At 66.3% G+C, this 15,722-nt stretch carries 16 protein-coding genes; 8 read left to right on the top strand and 8 right to left on the bottom strand.

Features of this window, described 5'->3' with window-relative positions:
* Positions 1-18: 18 nt before the first annotated feature.
* Both AC1DZT_RS16530 and AC1DZT_RS16525 read right to left on the bottom strand, forming a co-directional pair.
* Positions 19-888, bottom strand: a complete 870-nt coding sequence (locus tag AC1DZT_RS16530; protein WP_478007740.1) for a DMT family transporter — start codon at positions 886-888, stop codon at positions 19-21.
* A 36-nt stretch (positions 889-924) separates the two neighbouring features.
* Positions 925-1,350: a DUF1489 family protein gene (locus tag AC1DZT_RS16525; protein ID WP_478007739.1), complete on the bottom strand. Its 426-nt coding sequence runs from the start codon at positions 1,348-1,350 to the stop codon at positions 925-927.
* A 159-nt stretch (positions 1,351-1,509) separates the two neighbouring features.
* Between AC1DZT_RS16525 and AC1DZT_RS16520 the strand changes: the two genes are divergently transcribed.
* Complete coding sequence (locus AC1DZT_RS16520) at positions 1,510-3,786, top strand: adenosylcobalamin-dependent ribonucleoside-diphosphate reductase (RefSeq protein WP_478007738.1); 2,277 nt, start codon at positions 1,510-1,512, stop codon at positions 3,784-3,786.
* Between the two features lie 36 nt (positions 3,787-3,822).
* Here AC1DZT_RS16520 and AC1DZT_RS16515 read toward each other — a convergent pair whose 3' ends face one another.
* Positions 3,823-4,656, bottom strand: a complete 834-nt coding sequence (locus AC1DZT_RS16515; RefSeq protein WP_478007737.1) for a helix-turn-helix transcriptional regulator — start codon at positions 4,654-4,656, stop codon at positions 3,823-3,825.
* Between the two features lie 112 nt (positions 4,657-4,768).
* Here AC1DZT_RS16515 and AC1DZT_RS16510 point away from each other — a divergent pair, with 112 nt between their 5' ends.
* The 5 genes from AC1DZT_RS16510 to AC1DZT_RS16490 all read left to right on the top strand — a co-directional run bounded on the left by AC1DZT_RS16510 (position 4,769) and on the right by AC1DZT_RS16490 (position 9,708).
* Entirely contained in the window at positions 4,769-5,650 is an 882-nt protein-coding gene (locus tag AC1DZT_RS16510) for an SDR family oxidoreductase (RefSeq protein WP_478007736.1), read from the top strand.
* Positions 5,651-5,773: 123 nt separating this feature from the next.
* Positions 5,774-6,448: a paraquat-inducible protein A gene (locus AC1DZT_RS16505; RefSeq protein WP_478007735.1), complete on the top strand. Its 675-nt coding sequence runs from the start codon at positions 5,774-5,776 to the stop codon at positions 6,446-6,448.
* Positions 6,415-7,056, top strand: a complete 642-nt coding sequence (locus AC1DZT_RS16500; protein ID WP_478007734.1) for a paraquat-inducible protein A — start codon at positions 6,415-6,417, stop codon at positions 7,054-7,056. Before AC1DZT_RS16505 ends, AC1DZT_RS16500 begins: the two co-directional genes overlap by 34 nt.
* Positions 7,049-9,139 carry an MlaD family protein gene (locus AC1DZT_RS16495; protein WP_478007733.1) on the top strand — a complete coding sequence of 697 codons (2,091 nt, stop codon included), beginning with the start codon at positions 7,049-7,051 and terminating at the stop codon, positions 9,137-9,139. Before AC1DZT_RS16500 ends, AC1DZT_RS16495 begins: the two co-directional genes overlap by 8 nt.
* Positions 9,140-9,147: 8 nt before the next feature.
* Positions 9,148-9,708, top strand: coding sequence for a PqiC family protein (locus AC1DZT_RS16490; RefSeq protein ID WP_478007732.1), 561 nt, complete (start codon positions 9,148-9,150; stop codon positions 9,706-9,708).
* Positions 9,709-9,773: 65 nt separating this feature from the next.
* Here the strand turns inward: AC1DZT_RS16490 and AC1DZT_RS16485 are convergent, their stop codons facing one another.
* From AC1DZT_RS16485 to AC1DZT_RS16475, 3 genes are all read right to left on the bottom strand, one after another.
* On the bottom strand, positions 9,774-10,202 hold the full coding sequence (locus AC1DZT_RS16485) for a VOC family protein (RefSeq protein WP_478007731.1): 429 nt from the start codon (positions 10,200-10,202) through the stop codon (positions 9,774-9,776).
* Positions 10,203-10,282: 80 nt separating this feature from the next.
* Entirely contained in the window at positions 10,283-11,638 is a 1,356-nt protein-coding gene (locus tag AC1DZT_RS16480; RefSeq protein WP_478007730.1) for a tetratricopeptide repeat protein, read from the bottom strand.
* Positions 11,635-12,684, bottom strand: a complete 1,050-nt coding sequence (locus AC1DZT_RS16475) for a hypothetical protein (RefSeq protein WP_478007729.1) — start codon at positions 12,682-12,684, stop codon at positions 11,635-11,637. The genes AC1DZT_RS16480 and AC1DZT_RS16475 overlap by 4 nt, the downstream gene beginning before the upstream one ends.
* Here AC1DZT_RS16475 and AC1DZT_RS16470 point away from each other — a divergent pair.
* Positions 12,674-12,841, top strand: coding sequence for a hypothetical protein (locus tag AC1DZT_RS16470; RefSeq protein WP_478007728.1), 168 nt, complete (start codon positions 12,674-12,676; stop codon positions 12,839-12,841). The genes AC1DZT_RS16475 and AC1DZT_RS16470 overlap by 11 nt on opposite strands.
* 50 nt (positions 12,842-12,891) lie before the next feature.
* Positions 12,892-13,797 (top strand): FAD-dependent thymidylate synthase, encoded by a 906-nt coding sequence (thyX, locus tag AC1DZT_RS16465; protein ID WP_478007727.1) that lies wholly within the window; start codon positions 12,892-12,894, stop codon positions 13,795-13,797.
* A 178-nt stretch (positions 13,798-13,975) separates the two neighbouring features.
* Here the strand turns inward: thyX and AC1DZT_RS16460 are convergent, their stop codons facing one another.
* Both AC1DZT_RS16460 and AC1DZT_RS16455 read right to left on the bottom strand, forming a co-directional pair.
* Positions 13,976-14,455 (bottom strand): REP-associated tyrosine transposase, encoded by a 480-nt coding sequence (locus tag AC1DZT_RS16460; RefSeq protein ID WP_478007726.1) that lies wholly within the window; start codon positions 14,453-14,455, stop codon positions 13,976-13,978.
* Between the two features lie 158 nt (positions 14,456-14,613).
* Positions 14,614-15,669 (bottom strand): peptidoglycan-binding domain-containing protein, encoded by a 1,056-nt coding sequence (locus tag AC1DZT_RS16455; protein ID WP_478007725.1) that lies wholly within the window; start codon positions 15,667-15,669, stop codon positions 14,614-14,616.
* Between the last annotated feature and the right edge of the window lie 53 nt (positions 15,670-15,722).

Genomic DNA, 15,722 nt, shown 5'->3' with positions numbered 1-15,722 from the left:
CAATGAAAGGGGCGGGTCTCAGCCTTTGCGGCTGGCCATCGCGACGCCGGTGGCGGCGAGCGCCATGCCGAGCCAGCCGAGGGGGGGCATGACCTCGCCCAGAAGAGGCCAGGCGAAGAGGGCGGAGAGCGGTGGGACGAGGTAGAAGAGGGCGGAGACGCGGCTGACCTCGCCCACGCGGATCATCGCGAGGAGGAGGCTGAGCGCCAGCAGCGAATTGCCGAAGATCAGGTAGGCCATGACCCAGATGAACTGCGGGTCCCAGTCGATCTGAAGGTTCTCGGTGAAGAGGGCCAGGGGCACGGCGAAGAGGGCGCCGACGCCGTACTGGATCAGGTTGGCGGTGACCGGGTGGTGGCTGACGCCGTATTTCTTCTCGTAGAGCGTGCCGCCGGTGATGCCGAGCAGGCCGAGCACCGTGCAGGCGAGGCCGAAGGGGCTTTCGGCGGCGATCTTGGAGCGGGCGAGGATCACCACGGCGGCCCCGGCGAGGCCGAGGGCGAGGCCGATCCAGCCTTTGCGCGACACCGTCTCGCCCACCAGATAGGGGGCGGACAGCGCCACCAGAATCGGCTGCAGGCAGACGATGATCGAGACCGCGCCGGCAGAGACGCCGTTCTTGAAGGCGAGGTAGCAGAGCGCGAAATAGACGATTTGAATCAAAAAGCCCACGACGGCGATGTCCCAGGCGGCGCGCCAGGTTTTCGGCAGGGGCGGGCGGATCACCAAAGCAATCGGGATCAGGATGACCAGGAGCAGGACATAGCGCAGCGCCAGGATCGTCAGGGGCTGGGCATGTTGCAGGCCCAGCTTGGCGATGGCAAAGCCCGCCGACCACAGGAAGAGGAAGATGAACGGGGCGGCGACCAGCCAGAGGGGGCGTTTCATCCCGCCTGTCTGCCAGCCCCTCGCCGCGGGTTCAAGTCAGCGCAGGCCGATTTCGGCGAGCGCGAGGGCCAGGGCCGGGGGCAGCACGTCATCCAGCGCCCGCCCCTTGGGCAGATCGGGCGGCGATTCCGCAGGCGGGAAATAGCGCCAGCCCTGGAAGGGGCGGCGTGGGGCGGCCTCGGTGCGGATCACCTCGGGGTCGAGGAGGATGCCGCAGCGCAGGATGCCATCGGCGCCCTCGACCTTCTCCAGCCCGACGATCTTCTGGCGGGCAAGGATGACGCCCTTGATCACCCAGTAGAGCGAGCCGCCGTCCAGCACCTCGTCCTCGCGCTTCGGCCACATCCGGGTGACGTGGCGGCGCACCCCGCCGGGGCGGGTCGAGGGATTGGCCTGGTGCCAGGCGATGAGGTCATCGACCGAGTCGCAGCCGACGCAGAGTTTCAGGATGTTGAGTGCCATGGACCCATCATAGGGCCGATCCGCGCGGCCTCAAGGCTTGGCGCGGGAAGTTCGCGCCAACTGAACCAGAACGTGATATCGTCTTGCCGAGGCCGCGCCGGGGGCGTATCTGGTGTATTCCTCTGACCCTCCCCACCATCCATCGATAAGGTTGCCGCCATGTCCGCATTTTCCGCCCCCATCGCCGAGCAGATCTGGGACATGAAATACCGTCTGAAAGAGGCCGATGGCAGCGCCGTCGATGCCTCGGTCGAGGACACCTGGCGCCGGATCGCCCGGGCGCTTTCGGTGGTGGAAAAGGAGCCTGCGGTCTGGGAAGAGCGGTTTTATGGCGCTTTGGAAGGCTTCAAGTTCCTGCCCGCGGGCCGGATCACCGCGGGCGCGGGCACGGGGCGGGCGGTCACGCTGTTCAACTGCTTTGTCATGGGCACGGTGCCCGACACGATGGCGGGGATTTTCGACGCGCTGAAGGAGGCGGCCCTGACCATGCAGCAGGGCGGGGGAATCGGCTATGACTTCTCCACCATCCGGCCGCGCGGGGCCGAGGTGAAGGGGGTAGCGGCGGATGCCTCGGGTCCCTTGAGCTTCATGGATGTCTGGGATGCGATGTGCCGCACCATCATGTCTGCGGGCTCGCGCCGGGGTGCCATGATGGCCACGATGCGCTGCGACCATCCGGATGTGGAGGCCTTCATCGAGGCCAAGAAGGACCCGGCGCGGCTGCGGATGTTCAACCTCTCGGTCCTGATCACCGATCCCTTCATGGCGGCGGTCAAGGCGGATGCGCCCTGGGAGCTGGTCTTCGGCGGCAAGGTCTACAAGACCCTGCCGGCGCGCGATCTGTGGAACAAGATCATGCGCAACACCTATGATTTCGCCGAGCCGGGCGTGATCTTCATCGACCGGATCAACAAGGCCAACAACCTGTCCTATGTCGAACAGATCGCCGCGACCAACCCCTGCGGCGAGCAGCCCCTGCCGCCCTATGGCGCCTGCCTTCTCGGCTCGATCAACCTGCCGACGCTGGTCTCCGGCGCCTTCACCGGCCAGGCCAAGCTGGACCTCAAGGCGCTGGAGGATCTGGTGCGGATGGCGATCCGGATGATGGACAACACGGTCGATGCCAGCCGCTTCCCCCTGCCGCAGCAGGAGGTCGAGGCGCAGGCCAAGCGGCGGATCGGGCTGGGCGTGACCGGGCTGGCCGATGCGCTCTTGATGGTGGGCCTGCGCTATGGCTCGGCCGAGGCGGCCAAGCAGACCGAGGAATGGATGCATGCGATTGCGCGGGCCTCTTACCTCGCCTCGGTCGATCTCGCCAAGGAGAAGGGCGCCTTCCCGCTGTTCGATGCCGATCCCTACCTCGCCTCGGGCAACATGATGGCGATGGATGAAGATGTGCGCGAGCTGGTGGCCCGGCACGGCATCCGCAATGCCCTGCTGACCTCGGTCGCGCCGACCGGGACGATCAGCCTTTACGCCGGCAATGTCTCGTCCGGCATCGAGCCGGTCTTTGCCTATGCCTATACCCGCAAGGTCCTGCAGAAGGACGGCAGCCGCACCGAGGAAGAGGTCGTCGATTACGCCGTCCGCCTGTGGCGCGAGCTGCACGGCGATGCGCCCTTGCCGGATTACTTCGTCAATGCCCAGACCCTGCCGCCGCTCGATCATGTGCGGATGCAGGCGGCGGCGCAGAAATGGATCGATTCCAGCATCTCCAAGACGATCAACTGCCCGGAAGACATCAGCTTTGAAGCCTTCCAGGAGGTCTATATGGCCGCCTGGGATCAGGGCTGCAAAGGCTGCACCACCTATCGGCCCAATGCGGTGACGGGCTCGGTGCTGACGGTCAGCGAAAGCTCAGACAAGACCCCGGCCGAGGCGCCGCAGACCGCCAAGGGGGCGGAGGTGGTTTACCTGTCGGAACCGCTCGACCGGCCCGCCGCGCTGGAGGGCAATACCTACAAGGTCAAATGGCCGGGCAGCGAACATGCGCTGTACATCACGGTGAATGACATCGTCATCGCAGGGCACCGCAGGCCCTTCGAGGTTTTCATCAATTCCAAGAACATGGAGCATTTCGCCTGGACCGTGGCGCTGACCCGGATGATCTCGGCCGTGTTCCGGCGCGGGGGCGATATTTCCTTCGTGGTGGAAGAGCTGAAGGCGGTCTTCGATCCGCGCGGCGGGGCCTGGATGGAGGGGCGGTACATTCCGTCCATCCTTGCCGCCATCGGCGGGGTGATCGAGCGGCACCTGATCACCATCGGCTTCATCGCGGGCGAGGGGCTGGGCCTGAAGTCCGACCCCAAGGCCGAGGTCATGGTGGTGGGCGAGACGCCGCGTGGCAAGGCCTGCCCGAGCTGCGGGTCCTATGCCTTGCAGATGAAGGAAGGCTGCATGACCTGCAACGACTGCGGCCATTCGAAGTGCGGCTGATACCGGGGCGGGGCTGAGGTCACCTCGGGTCCCCGCTCATCTTGCGGCGCGGGCGGCGATCAGGGTCTGGATCTTTTCAGCCGAAGCCTCGGTGACGGGATTGAAGACCAGCAGGCCCAGATCGGGCCTGCCCGTGACCGAGAAGGCGGTGAATTCGAGTTCGACCAGCCCGACGCCGGGGCGATGGATGCGTTTGACGCCTTCGCCATGGTCGGCCACGTCCTGATCCTGCCAGAGGCTGGCGAAATCGGGGCTGAGGCGGGAAAGCTCTTCGACCAGGTGCCTGACCTCCGCCGCAGCGCCCGAGCGGGCGGCATCGGCGCGGAAGGCCGCCACGACATAGCGCGCCACGGCGCGCCAATCCGGCTGGTCGGCCCGGTTTTCCGAGGAGAGGAACATCAGGCGCAGGATGTTGCGCTGTTCCGGGGCCAGCAGGGCATAATCGGTCAGAAGCGATGCTGCGGCCTCGTTCCAGGCCAGCACATCCCAGATCGCGGTGCGGATGATCGCGGGGGAAGGCGACAGCGCCTCCAGCACGCGTTGCAGGCGGGGCGAGACCCCGGTTGGCGCGCTGTAGCGCGGCCCGGGCGGGCGACCGAGGCCCAGCATGAAAAGATGCTCCCGCTCCAGCGCCGTCAGCATGAGGCCCGCGGCGATGCGGTCCAGCACATCGGCGGAAGGCGCGCCGCCGCGCCCCTGTTCCAGCCAGGCATACCAGGTCGGGCTGATGTTGGAGCGGGCCGCGACCTCCTCCCGCCGCAGGCCGGGGGTGCGGCGCCGCCCGGAGCCGAAGCCAAGCGCCACCGGGTCAAGCCGGGCGCGGCGGTCTTTCAGGAAGGCGGCGAGGGTCGGGCCGGGATCGGCGGGCATGGATGCCTCCGTGGCGGAGCCTGTTGGTCATTATACTAGGATAAGGTCACTACTTTAATAGGATAGTACGCGGTGCCATAGCAGCCAGGCAACTCAAATCGGAGCAGTTTCCATGCGGATTTTTCTAACAGGTGCCACCGGCTTCATCGGATCGCGGGTCTTGCCCGAATTGCTGGCGGCGGGCCATCAGGTGCTGGGCCTTGCCCGCTCGGCCGAGGGGGCCGCGGCCTTGCAGGCGGCGGGGGCAGAGGTGCATCGGGGCACGCTGGAAGACCCCGCCACCCTGCGCGCCGGGGCGGAGCGGGCGGATGCGGTGATCCACACCGCCTTTGACCATGACTTCACCAATTTTGCCGCCAATTGCGAGAAGGACCGCCGCGCGATTGAGGCGATGGGAGAGGTCCTGCTGGGCAGCGCGCGCCCGCTGATCATCACCTCGGGCGTGGGGGTCGGGCTGCCGGAAACCGGGGGGCCCGCGGTGGAGGATGTCTTCAACCCCCACCATCCCAACCCGCGGATCGCCTCGGAGGTGGCGGGGAATGCGCTTCTGGACAAGGGGTTGGATCTGCGCGTGGTGCGGCTGCCGCAGGTGCATGACACCCGCCGGCAGGGCCTGATCTCGCCCTATATCGACATCGCGCGGGCGAAGGGCGAGGTGGCCTATCAGGGCGCAGGCGAAAACCGCTGGGCGGCGGTGCACCTGTCGGATGCGGCGCGGCTTTATCCGCTGGTGCTGGATCATGGGGTGGCGGGGCTGCGCTATCATGCCGTGGGCGAGGAGGGGGTCTCCGCCCGCGCCATCGCCGAGGAGATCGGGGCGCGGCTTGGCCTGCCGGTGGTCAGCCTAGCGCCCGAAGCGGCGGCCGATCATTTCGGCTGGTTCGCGATGTTTGCGGCGATGGATCTGTCGGCCTCCGCCGCGCTGACGCGGGCGCGTCTGGGCTGGGCGCCGGTCGGCCCCGATCTCTTGAGCGATCTGCGGCAGATGGACTGAGGCTGAAGGGGCCCGAAGCCCCGGCCCGATGCGCAAAGCTTCTCCGGGCGCCGTGGCGCCCGGCGGGCAAGCCTGCGCGATAAATCCGTGGCTTGTGGGGGACACCTGCGCTAGGCTCGGGGGATGAGCAGCGCTTTGGGAAGACACGAGATACCGGGTGGGGAGCCCGGGGCCTGGCAGGCGGAAGCGGAGGATCTGATCGCCTGTCCGCAATGCGATGTCCTGCATCAACGCGTGACGGTGCCGACCGGGCAGCGCGCGCGGTGTCGGCGCTGCCGCACCGTCCTGATGGCGCCGCGCGGTTATGCCTATGTCCGTTCGGTCGCGCTGTCGCTGACCGTGGTCATCCTGATGATCAGCGCGATCTTCTCGCCGTTCCTCACGATCTCGGCGGCGGGCAATTCGCGCTCCACCTCGGTTTACGAGGTGCCGCTGGCCTTCGCGCATGGCGTGCTTTTGCCGCTGGCCTTTGTGGTTCTGGCGATGGTCGTGCTGTTCCCGGTGCTGCGGGCCTCGGCGCTGATCTATGCGATCTGGCCCCTGGCGCAGGGGCGCAAGGGCTTTGCCCATGCGGCGGGCGCGCTGCGGCTGGCTTACAAGCTGCAACCCTGGTCGATGGCCGAGATCTTTGTCTTCGGCACCTCGGTCGCGCTGGTCAAGGTCGCGGGCCTTGCCACGGTCGAGCTTGGCCCGGCCTTCTGGTCCTTTTGCGGACTGGTTCTTCTGATTACCGTCAATGACAATTCCCTTTGCAAATGGACATTATGGCAAGCCCTGGAAGACCAGACGAATTCCTGACCGCAGAGGCGGCGGGGCTGATCGGCTGCCGGACCTGTGGCCGGGTCTGGCCGCTGGGCACCGCGGTCTGCGGGCGCTGCGGGTCGGGGCTGGTCGACCGGCGCGAGGGGCACAGCCTGCAACAGGTCTGGGCCTGGCTTCTGGCCGGGCTGATCGCCTATGTGCCGGCCAATCTTTACCCGATGCTCAACACCTCGACCCTGCTGGACCAGAGCCACAGCACGATCATCGGCGGCGTGGTCGAACTGACCAAACATGGCAATTACGGCATCGCGCTCATCGTCTTCGTGGCCAGCGTGCTGATCCCGATCGGCAAGTTCATCGCCATCGCCTGGCTGGCCGTCAGCATCGCCAATCCGCGCGTCATCGGCTCGCATCACCACCTGCACCTGTTGCATGTGGTCGAATTCATCGGCCGCTGGTCGATGGTGGACGTCTTTGTTGTGGCTATCCTGTCCACCCTGGTGCAACTGGGCGTGGTGGCGACGATTCATCCCGGTCCGGCAGCGGTGTCCTTCTGCTTGTCGGTTGCCTTCACAATGGTGTCAGCGCAGAGTTTCGATCCGCGCCTGATCTGGAACAGCAGGAAGTCCCGCAGCCTTGAATGACAAGTTCACCCCCGAACCGCTTGCCCTCGGCCCCGCAAAACGGCCGTTCTGGACAAAGATCTCGATCGTCTGGCTGGTGCCGGTGCTGGCGCTGATCGTCTCGCTCGGCGTGGCCTGGCGTACCTTCGAGGACCGGGGCACGCTGATCGAGGTGGTGTTTCCGGATGCGTCCGGCCTCGAGGTCGGCAAGACCGTGCTGAAATTCCGCGAGGTCGAGGTCGGCAAGGTCGAAAAGATCGGCTTCAGCACCGATCTGAGCCAGGTCGTCGTCTCGATCCGGGTCGACAAGGATGTGGCGCCCTTCGTCGATGCCGACAGCAGCTTCTGGCTGGTGCGGCCCGAGCTGACCACCAGCGGCGTCTCGCGGCTGGACACGGTTCTGTCGGGCGTCTTCATCGAGGGGCTGTGGGACAATGTGCCGGGCGCGCCGGCCACGCGCTTTGCCGGGTTGAAGGACGCCCCCCTGGCGCGGACCCCGGGCGAGGGCACCTGGATCACGCTTTTCAGCGAGGATGGCGGCTCGCTGGCCGAAGGGGCGCCGGTGATCTACCGTGGCATCAGGGTCGGCCAGCTGCGCAACCTGCGCCTGAACGAGGCGGCGGCGGGCGTGCAGGTCGATGCCTTCATCAAGTCGCCCTATGACGAAAGGCTGACCTCCACCTCGGTCTTCTGGGACACCTCGGGCTTTTCGGTGTCCTTCGGCGCCGAGGGTCTGAAGCTGAACGTGCGCAGCGTCGCCTCGCTGATCCAGGGCGGGGTGGAATTTGCCACGCTGGTTTCGGGTGGCAAGCCGGTCGAGGCCTCGCACCAGTACCGGCTTTTTGCCGACGAGGCCACGGCGCGGTCCAGCGTGTTCAATGATGCGGTCTCGGCCCCGGTCAACCTGGCGCTGCTGCTTGACGGCTCGATCCGCAACATCGCCGAGGGCACCGCCGTCACCTACCGCGGCCTGCCGGTGGGCGAGGTCCAGAGCCTGCATGTGCGCGCCAACCAGACGCCGGGCGGGGTGGAGATCTACCGGCAGGAGGTCGATTTCGCGATCAATGGCGAAAAGATGGGCCTGCCCGATGGCGTGACGCCGGACGAGGTCATGGACTTCATGAAGACCCAGGTCGAACAGGGCCTGCGCGCCCGTCTGGTCAGCACCGGCCTCTTCGGTGGCAAGCTGGAGATCGAGCTGACCGTGGTGCCCGATGCGCCGCCGGACCGGATCCTCTTCGTCGAGGGCGAGATACCGGTCATGCCCAATATCGAACCCAAGGTGGCCGATTTCAGCCAGGTCACCGGCGACATCCTGAACCGGGTGCAGAAACTCCCGGTCGAGGATCTGATGAAATCGGCGATCCAGGTGATGGATTCCGCCAACCGCTTCATCGCCAAGGACGAGACGCAGAAGGCGCCGGAACAGCTGACCGGGCTCTTGGGCGATCTGCGCGGCTTCGTCGGCTCGCCCGATGTGCAGGCGGTGCCGGGGGCCTTGCGTGGCGGGCTGGACAATGCGCAGTCGATCCTCGGCGATCTGAAGAAAGCCGATGTGGCGGGGCAGCTGACCAGCACCGTCGACACGCTGAAGACGGCGGCCTCGGCCTTCACCGATGCGACCAAGGGCGTGCCCGGCGTGGTGGAGCAGATCAAGACGCTGACCGCCAAGCTGAACGATCTGCCGATGAAGGAGCTGATCACCTCGACCCGGTCCACGGTGGATGCGATCGGCGGCTTCATGCAAGCGGACGGGATGCAGCAGGTTCCGGCCTCGCTCAGCGCCGCGCTGAAGTCGCTGGGCATGACGCTGGACGAACTGCGCCAGGGCGGGGCGGTGACCAACCTCAACGCCGCGCTGGAACAGGCCCGCCATGCCGCCGAAGCCGTGTCCAAGGCCAGCGACCAGCTACCCGAGGTCATTGCCCAGGCCAAGGCCGCCGTGACCAATGTGAACCGGCTGGCGGCGGGCTATGGCGCCAATTCCGATGTCGGCCAGCTGGTCACCGCGATGCTGCGCGAGATCCAGCGGACGGCGGCAGCGGTGGGCTCCACCGCCAAGACCATCGAACGCAACCCGCAATCCTTCCTCTTTGGCCGATAGGGCATCCCATGACCAGAACACGCTATGCCCTCTTGATCCTCGTGGCCCTTGCCGCAGGCTGCGCCAAGCCGGAGAAGACCGGGCATTACCTGATCGACAGCGCCCCGCTGGCCCGGCATCTGCCCAACAAGCTGGGCCGGGTGATGATCAAGGATGTGGTCCTGCCGCAATATGCCTCGGGGCAGGAGATCGCCTATCAGACGCCCGACGGCGCCCTGCGCAGCCGGCCCGACCAGATCTGGGCCGATGATCCGGTCCATGCGGTGACGGGCTTTCTTGCCAACCAGATCACCGCCGTCAGCGGCGCCACCGCCATTGCCGAGCCCTGGCCCTTCAACGAGCCGCCGCAGCGCCAGGTCGAGGTCCGCATCGCGCGGATGCTGGCGGGGGCGGATGGCATCTTCCACCTGTCGGGGCGCTATTTCGTGACCTCCGAACAGGGCGGCGATCTGGCGCGCAATTTCGACATCAACCTCGCCATCGGCGCGCCGGGACCGGGGGCGATTGCCGCGGCCCAGTCGCAGGCGCTGCAGACCCTGGCGCAGAAGATCGCGGGCCTGTCGAACTGATTTGGCCTTCCAACGCAAAGGCCCCCGGTGCGGACCGGGGGCCTTTGTCTTTTCGATAGAGGGGCTTACCAGATGCCGGTATTGCCCATGCTGGCCCAGGGCTCTTGCGGGGGCAGGCTGCCGTTCATCTGCAACAGCTCGATCGAGACATTGTCGGGGCTGCGCACAAAGGCCATGTGGCCGTCGCGCGGCGGGCGGTTGATCGTCACACCCGCGGCCTGCAGCTTGGCGCAGATGTCGTAGATATTCTCGAACTCATAGGCCAGGTGGCCGAAATGCCGGCTGTCCGAGGGCAGGCCGGTGTCGCCATCCCAGTTGTAGGTCAGCTCGACCGGGGTTTCCGGCTGGCCGGGCGGGGCGAGGAAGACCAGCGTGAAACGGCCCTTCTCGTTCTCGATCCGGCGGGTCTCTTCCAGACCCAGAAGCTTGTAGAAGGCGATGGATTTCTCGAGGTCCAGCACGCGGACCATGGTGTGCAGATAGCGCAGTTTCATGAGGGTTCCTCTTGCCATGCGACCACGGGGGCCGGGGATTGCATGGCCGCAACCTAGCAGCAAAGCCCCGGAAAGCCAGATCAGAAGCGCGATTTGACCGAGAGGCTGACCCCGATGGTCTGGGTGTCGTAGAGAGAGACATTGCTGTCATTGCGCGCGAAATCCAGCGACAGGACCGGGGCAAAGCCCATGTAGCTGATCTTTTCGACCTGGGCCGACAGGCTCGCCGCCCAGCGCAGATCCTGCCGCCCGGTGGCGGTATAGGGCGAGGCCGCGTAATCCGCCCCGCGCAGGGACAGGCTCGCCCCCAGATCCAGCCCCATGATCGGCGCCTTGGCCTGCCAGCCGAGGGCCAGGGTCGCCTCGGCATGGTCGATCCCGATGTCGTCCGAGACGATGCGCGCCAGGCTGACGCTGCCCTGCCAGGTGTCACCCTTCGGCCCCGGCTTCGACAGCGAGGCCCCGAGCGCGGCCTCGGTCGAGGAGGAGAGCGCCAGATCCAGCCGGTTCTGCCGCGTCAGCCCGAAGGAGAAGCTGCCGCGCCCGCCCGCGACGGGGCGCGCCAGCGTCAGCTCGGCGCCAAGGTTGTTGGACAGGTCCGCGCCATCATACCAGGTATGGCCAGCGGTTAGCCCGGCCGTGGTCAGGCCGATGGGCAGGGCAAACTCCCGCTCCACCCCCGCCTCGACATGGCTGAGGGCATAGTCGCTGTTGCGCGCCATCGGCGCCTTGGCCCGCGCCGCCTCGGACAGAAGCACGCCCTGCTGGTTCAGGGCGAAGGTCAGCGAGGTGACGCCGGCCTGAGTATCGGACAGCCGGTATTTGCCCTGCACCCCCAGCCCCAGCGACAGGCCCGACAACGCCTGCGCATCGCCGGAGAGGACGAAGGGGATGCCCTTGTATTCGAACAGCGGATCGCGCGCGCCGCCGTTCACATTGTTGGAGGGCTGGACCGAAAGGTCGAATTGCAGGCTCAGGGGGTTCTGGCCGCGCACATAGTCGAAATCCTGCTCGGCCTGCTGGCGGGCGGCGCCGTTCGGGGCCTCCTGCACGGCGCGGCGCAGCCAGAACTGCGCCCGCGTGCGGTGGCCTTGCAGCGACAGCGCCTGCGCCAGCGTGCTGGCGGCAGTATAGCGCGCGCCGGGGGTGTCGGCCTCGGCCCAGGCCTGGCGGGCGGCAGCCTCGCTTTCCGGCAGGCGCTGCAACAGGCGCAGGGCCTGCGCCTTCAGGGCCAGCGCCGAACTGTCATCGGGGTCGCGGGTCAGCAGGGCCTCGGCAATGCTCAGGGCCTGATCGGCATAGCCGCGCGCCAGCGCCTCGACGCCGAAGGCGCGCATCTGGTCGACGGTCAGGACGGCAGGCTTGCCGCTGGCAAGGCCCGCACCCAGACCCACCAGCACGCAGGCCATGGCGGCCCAGCGCAGGGCGCGGTTCACTTGCGGTACAGGATGAAGCCACCGGTTTCGCGGCCCTGATCGCCATTGATCGTCGAGTTGACGACCAGGATGCCGATCACCTCGTCCTTGGCGCCGGTGGTGGCATCGCCCGACAGCACACCGTAATAGGTGCCGCTTTCGAACTCGGTCCCCTTGCCGTTCGAGACGATGTCGCTGTTCAGCGTGCCCGTCATCTCGCCATTGTTGTCCATCACCCCCGGGCCGACCTTGAACTGCAGGACGGGCAGGGAGACCAGGTCGACATCCGGCTTCTTGTCGGCATTGATCGCCGAGACCACGCTGGCGGTGATGTCGGTGCCGTTCAGGTCAAAGATCTTGCGGTCCGACACCGTGCCCCGGATCACCGCGCCATTGGCGTTGTTCGTCTCGGCCGAGGCGGAGGAGCCGAAGTTGATCGCCATGTCCATCTTGCCGGTGGTGTAGTTCAGCGTGGCCGAGGTGTCGGAATCGCGCAGGCCCGCGTATTGACCGCTGTAATAGGCCTCGCCCGATTTCGGCAGGACCACGCCATTGCCCTCGGCCCGCTTGTAGATGAAGCCGCCGAAGCCATAGTTCACATAGGCGCCGGTCCGCACGATGGCAAAGCTGTTGCCGGTCTTGGACTCGCCATAAAGCGCGCGGTAGGAGAACTGGTTGATCGGCGTGCCGGTCACGTCGTCCTTGTAGATATTCGGGCCGGCAAAGACCTGGGCGGGCCCGAGCGTCGGCTTCTTGGTGTCCGGCTTGTAGACATTGTTGCCGTCGAAGGCGATGTTCTCGACCGTGAAGGTCTTGGCCTTGGGATCATAGGTGAAGCCCTGGGCAAAGCCGTTGCCGTTCACCTTCGCCCCGCCCGGACCCGCGTTTTCCGCCTCGGTGCGGGTGATGGCGGAACTCGGGCTGGGCGAGGTCGTGCCCGGCAGCGGCGCTATCGACGCATCCGAAGAGGAATCCCCGCCCGAAGATCCGCTGTCCGACTGAAATGGCTTGCCGCTGCATCCGGCCAGCACGATTGCGGCCAGGAGCGAGGTTTTGATGACCGACATGATGCCTCACAAGTTTTTTTCTGGTTTTGCGGGTAGTTTGCCGGATATGTCGGAAAAGGTCAAAAACCCCGTGACTGGTGCGGAATTTCCCTTCCGCGTGATGCGGCGTTGCACCACCGCACCCATTGTGGTTCCTATGCCCGCCTCCACCAGATAGAGTGGGGTCCGACTCATCCTTCGCAGCACCACACCGAAAGGCCGCCCGCCATGCCGCTGACCCCTGAACAGCTTGCCGAAATCGAGGCCGCCCGTGCCACCCCGCGCCTGACCTACCGCGCCGTCTCGGACGGGATGGAGGCGCATCTTTACAAGGCCAATCCGGTGCTGGACCACGGGCTTGTCCGCGTCATCGACTATATGGGCGACGATGCCGCCATCGTGCAGGCGGCCCGGGTCTCCTATGGCGCGGGGACAAAGCATGTCTCCAACGACGAGGGGCTGATCCGCTACCTGATGCGGCACTGGCACTCGACCCCTTTCGAGATGTGCGAGATCAAGCTGCATGTGAAACTGCCGGTCTTCGTCGCCCGCCAATGGATCCGCCACCGCACCGCCAACGTCAACGAATACTCCGCCCGCTATTCGATCCTCGACCGCGAGTTCTATATCCCGCAGCCCGAACAGCTGGCCGCCCAGAGCACGGTCAACAACCAGGGCCGCGGCGCCGTGCTGGAAGGGGCCGAGGCGGCCCGCGTGCTGGACATGCTGAAACGCGATGCGGCGACCTCCTATGACCATTACGAGGCGATGCTTTCCCAAGAGGGCCAGCAGGGTCTGGCCCGCGAATTGGCGCGGATGAACCTGCCGATGAACATCTACACGCAATGGTACTGGAAGGTGGATTTGCACAACCTCTTCCACTTCCTCCGCCTGCGCGCCGACGCCCACGCCCAATACGAGATCCGCGTCTATGCCGACGAGATCTGCCGCCTGGTGAAAGACTGGGTGCCCTTGGCCTATGCCGCCTTCGAGGATTACCGGATGGGCGGCGTGACCTTGAGCGGCAAGGCTGTCGAGGTGTTGAAGCGGCGTCTGGCAGGGGAAGCGGTGGACCAGCCCGCGAGCGGGATGAGCAAGGGCGAGTGGCGGGAGTTTGTGGAGGTTTGGGGGTGAGCCGCGGCCCCGGCTCTTGCCGGGGAGAAAATGGTCCGATGAGCGTAGGGTGCGCATTCATCGCGCACCACTTCCCCGACGTTCCCCGCGTATGACCGCGAAGGTGTCTGGACGCAGACTCATGGTTATCAGGGGTGCGCAACGAATGCGCAACAAAGGTGCGCAATGAATGCGCACCCTACGTCAGCATATCTCCGTCGGTTTGCTTGCGGTACGAGGTGAAGGGCCAGTCCTCGGGGCGGTTCACCAGGCCGTGCTTGACCGGGTTGATCCAGCAATATCGCACATGGTTGCGGTAATCGGTTTCGTCCCGGATGTGATGCTCCCAAAATCGGCGTTGCCAAATTCCGTGTTCGCGCCGTTTGGCGTGGCTTTCCCTGCGCGGCACCGAGGGCATGGCGCGCGCAAACCGTGCCTTGATCACGCTCCACCGGGTTGAAAAATCCCGGTCGCCTTCCGGCAAAGTCCAGACACAATGCAGATGATCCGGCAAGACCACCCAGGCATCGATGCCGAAGGGCCTTTCCGCCCTGGTGGTCCGGACCGCCTCGCGCAAGACCTCGACCTCCCGCGTCAACAGGTCTGATCCGCGGCCCGCCAAGGCCACCGTGAAGAACACGGTTGCGCCGGGTTGTCTGGGGCGGATGTAGTTGGACATGTGCTAGAGCATGGCAGCGACTGGTTAACAACAGGTTTCATGCGGCCGATCATGCCGATCCGGCCCTGTCGCGCCGGATTGGCCGGGCTGGGCTTTGGCGCATCACGAAAACCCCGCCACGACGGGCGGGGTTTGCTGGCTTGGAGCGTTTCAGCGGATCAGTTCCCGGTTTCGACCCGGATCTTGCGCACCTGATCGGCGGTGAGGTAGCCGGTGACCCTCAGCCCCTCGTCGCCCTGCCAGCGGGCGATGGCGGTGCGGGTGTTCTGGCCGAAGACGCCATCGGCGCCATAGGTGTTGTAGCCGAGGCGCGACAGGCGGCGCTGCAGGTCGATCTTCTCATAGGAGGTCAGGCTCAGCAGGCTTTCCTCCAGCGCGGCATTGGCCCCGCTGCCGGGCTGCGGACCCGGCTGGGCGACGGTGCCGGCCTGGTTCGCGATCAGGCTGACTTGGGCGCCGGTGATATAGCCGGTGGCGGTCATCTTGTTGGCGCCTTGCCATTTGGCCAGCGCGGTGCGGGTCTTGGTCCCCCAGAGCCCGTCCGGCGTGCCGGTGGGATAGCCGATCTTGTTCAGCTGGGCCTGGATGGTGACCCGCTGGGTGCGCGACAGGCCAAGCGAGGCCTCGACCTCGGCGGCGGAGAGGGTGCCGGTGCCAGTGCCGGTATTGCCGCCGGTCGGCGGGGTGACGACGCTGCCTTGCAGCAGGCTGTTGGCCTGGGACAGGGTCAGATAGGCGGTGGCCGTCTGGCGGTTGCGCGCCTGCCAGTTGGCGATCGCGGTCCGGGTGTTGTAGCCCCAGACGCCATCGGCGCCACGGGTGTCAAAGCCAAGCGCGGTGAGGCGGCGCTGGATCGTGACCTTCTGGGTGTAGCTGAGGCCAAGAGCGGCCTCTTCCTGCGCGGGCGACAGGCTGCCGCCGGTGCCCGGCGCGGGCGTGCCGGGAAGGGGCGAGGTGGTGGTGGCGCCCAGCCGGGCCAGGGCGTTCAGGGCATTGCCGCGGTAGATCCCGTTCGGGAACTGCGCCAGATAGCTGCGATAGGCGCTGACGGTATTGGCGTTCTGGGCTGCGACATAGGCGCGCTGGTCCAGCTGCTGGGTCAGAAGGCTCTGCGCCACGCCATTGACCACATCGCCGAGGTTGGTCTGGGCTTGGAGCGGCGCGGCGAGGGAGAGGCCGGTGGCCAGCATCAGGGGCAGGGCAAAATTCCGCATCGGAGAAACCTTTCGAAGCAGATGGCCGATGTGGCCATCCGGATGATGCAAGC

The sequence above is a fragment of the Rhodobacter sp. P1_C2 genome (assembly GCF_056406375.1).
Note: the sequence above shows the minus strand (reverse complement) of the source record. Positions and strands in the feature narration are given on the sequence as shown.

Excerpts from the sequence above, each read along its gene's own strand:
- AC1DZT_RS16455 (WP_478007725.1), bottom strand. The coding sequence starts at position 15,669 with ATGCGGAATTTTGCCCTGCCCCTGATGCTGGCCACCGGCCTCTCCCTC.
- AC1DZT_RS16505 (WP_478007735.1), top strand. The coding sequence starts at position 5,774 with ATGAGCAGCGCTTTGGGAAGACACGAGATACCGGGTGGGGAGCCCGGG.
- AC1DZT_RS16485 (WP_478007731.1), bottom strand. The coding sequence starts at position 10,202 with ATGAAACTGCGCTATCTGCACACCATGGTCCGCGTGCTGGACCTCGAG.
- AC1DZT_RS16510 (WP_478007736.1), top strand. The coding sequence starts at position 4,769 with ATGCGGATTTTTCTAACAGGTGCCACCGGCTTCATCGGATCGCGGGTC.
- thyX (WP_478007727.1), top strand. The coding sequence starts at position 12,892 with ATGCCGCTGACCCCTGAACAGCTTGCCGAAATCGAGGCCGCCCGTGCC.
- AC1DZT_RS16520 (WP_478007738.1), top strand. The coding sequence starts at position 1,510 with ATGTCCGCATTTTCCGCCCCCATCGCCGAGCAGATCTGGGACATGAAA.
- AC1DZT_RS16530 (WP_478007740.1), bottom strand. The coding sequence starts at position 888 with ATGAAACGCCCCCTCTGGCTGGTCGCCGCCCCGTTCATCTTCCTCTTC.
- AC1DZT_RS16500 (WP_478007734.1), top strand. The coding sequence starts at position 6,415 with ATGGCAAGCCCTGGAAGACCAGACGAATTCCTGACCGCAGAGGCGGCG.
- AC1DZT_RS16515 (WP_478007737.1), bottom strand. The coding sequence starts at position 4,656 with ATGCCCGCCGATCCCGGCCCGACCCTCGCCGCCTTCCTGAAAGACCGC.
- AC1DZT_RS16525 (WP_478007739.1), bottom strand. The coding sequence starts at position 1,350 with ATGGCACTCAACATCCTGAAACTCTGCGTCGGCTGCGACTCGGTCGAT.
- AC1DZT_RS16470 (WP_478007728.1), top strand. The coding sequence starts at position 12,674 with ATGACCGACATGATGCCTCACAAGTTTTTTTCTGGTTTTGCGGGTAGT.
- AC1DZT_RS16490 (WP_478007732.1), top strand. The coding sequence starts at position 9,148 with ATGACCAGAACACGCTATGCCCTCTTGATCCTCGTGGCCCTTGCCGCA.
- AC1DZT_RS16460 (WP_478007726.1), bottom strand. The coding sequence starts at position 14,455 with ATGTCCAACTACATCCGCCCCAGACAACCCGGCGCAACCGTGTTCTTC.
- AC1DZT_RS16475 (WP_478007729.1), bottom strand. The coding sequence starts at position 12,684 with ATGTCGGTCATCAAAACCTCGCTCCTGGCCGCAATCGTGCTGGCCGGA.